The organism is Romboutsia sp. LXY-2 (assembly GCF_056171995.1).
Genome location: NZ_JBKFGI010000038.1, coordinates 1 through 1,865, shown reverse-complemented (window position 1 = coordinate 1,865; position 1,865 = coordinate 1). Strand labels below are relative to the sequence as shown.

Here is a 1,865-nt window from a genome sequence, read left to right as displayed (position 1 = left end):
GTTTAACGGGCTCAGATACTGTTATATATCTGGCTTTGTTTGGTTGTTTCAAATTCTATAAATTAACCTACTGTTTAATTTTCAAAGTTCATCTTCAAGTGACCTTTCGGCCTCTTTTGTCTTTCGTTGTTTGCCCTTTTCTTAAGGACAAGTATAACTATACCATCTTAAAATAATATCGTCAACACTTTTTCTTAATTTTTTTTAGTATTTTTATTTTAGACTTTATTTTTTAAAGTTTATCCACATGTGTTTTCCATATTATTCACATTATATACACCCTCTGTCTTGCTAATATGCACATACAGTTCATACTTATCCACATATTCATCTTTTTTGTTCACATAAATACTTTTTTATATTTTAATTAAAAAATATAAAAAAGTACTTAGGATTATTTACATCTAAGTACTTTTAACATTTATTTTATTTCATATTTCTCTAAAATTTCTTCTATAAACTCTCCATTTTCGTAGAAAAGTTCATCATCTGCATAAATCTTTCCTCCATTCCTCATATCACAAAGCATATCCCAATGTAGAGAAGATTTATTTTTACCTCTAGCTTCCTCCATAGAATCACCTATAGCCATGTGTATAGTACCTCCAATTTTTTCGTCAAAAAGCATATTACAAGTAAAATCTTTTATTCCATAGTTTGTTCCTATAGCTACTTCACCAAAATAACTAGCACCTTCATCAGTTTCTAGTAATGCCTTTAGTAAGTCTTCCCCCTTTTTAGCTCTCGCATCTACAACTTTCCCATCTTTAACTTCTAATCTAATATCTTCTATTTGTTTACCACTAAATATGCCCGGAAATGAAAATGTAATATATCCATTAATCTCATTTTCTACTGGTGATGTAAATATTTCTCCATCAGGAAAATTCTCTTTCCCATCACAATTGATCCATTTTCTACCTTTTATACCAACCTTTATATCAGTTCCTTCAGATATTATATGTAACTTGCTTTTATTATCAAGGTATTTTACCCATTTTTCTTGCTCTTTACTTATTTTTTTCCATTCTGCTATCGGGTCTTCTTTATCCAACAGACCTGCTCCATATACAAAATCTTCATATTCACTAAAGCTCATATTTGCCTCTTGTGCATCTGCATAAGTCGGATATTGTGTCCCACACCATCTTAGACTTTTACTTCCTGTCCTTTCAGAATATATATCTCTCCATATTTTTGCCCCTTGCTGCGCTATTTTTATTTTTTCTGCATCAACTCTAGATAAGCATCTAGTATTTCTATTTCCCCATGCAGTCAACCATACATCAGCTCTTTTTAATAAGGTCTCATATATAAGGTTCCCACCTTTAAGTTGTTCTTCTGTACTATACTTTAACTTAGCAGCTTCCACTTCATCAGAGTCTAGCCTATATTCGACATGAGCACCTGCATTTATTGCTTCTTTTGTCACCTCTACTACCCAGGATGTTGATACCTCATCTGCACATATAAAAACAAAATCACCTTCTTTTACTTCACTTGAATAGTTAACTAATAATTTGGCTAATTTATTTAATCTTTGATCTGCCATTTCTATATCCCCCTATCTAACAATAAACTTATTTGAACCATAATATATATGTCACATAAGATATATATGACTATTAAATCCATATTCCTCTTACAATGTATCTATAAAATTTATATTTTCTAAAAAAAAAGAGATAGTAACTAAACTATCTCTCACCATGTCCATCTATTATGAACTATTATAACTTCGTGAAACGTAAAAAAGATTACGTGGCTACGTCCTACTCTCCCAGGAGGTTGCCCCCCAAGTACCATCGGCGCTAAAGAGCTTAACTTCTGTGTTCGGAATGGGAACAGGTGTATCCTCTTTGCTA

The 1,865-nt window shown here is 31.7% G+C and carries 1 protein-coding gene and 1 rRNA gene; both read right to left on the bottom strand.

The genetic code is table 11. The features are described 5' to 3' along the window. Positions 1 to 421: 421 nt before the first annotated feature. Positions 422 to 1,552 carry an aminopeptidase gene (locus tag ACI48P_RS22160; protein ID WP_475219653.1) on the bottom strand — a complete coding sequence of 377 codons (1,131 nt, stop codon included), beginning with the start codon at positions 1,550 to 1,552 and terminating at the stop codon, positions 422 to 424. Positions 1,553 to 1,759: 207 nt separating this feature from the next. Beyond that, positions 1,760 to 1,865, bottom strand: a 5S ribosomal RNA gene (gene rrf / locus ACI48P_RS22155); the annotation flags it as partial.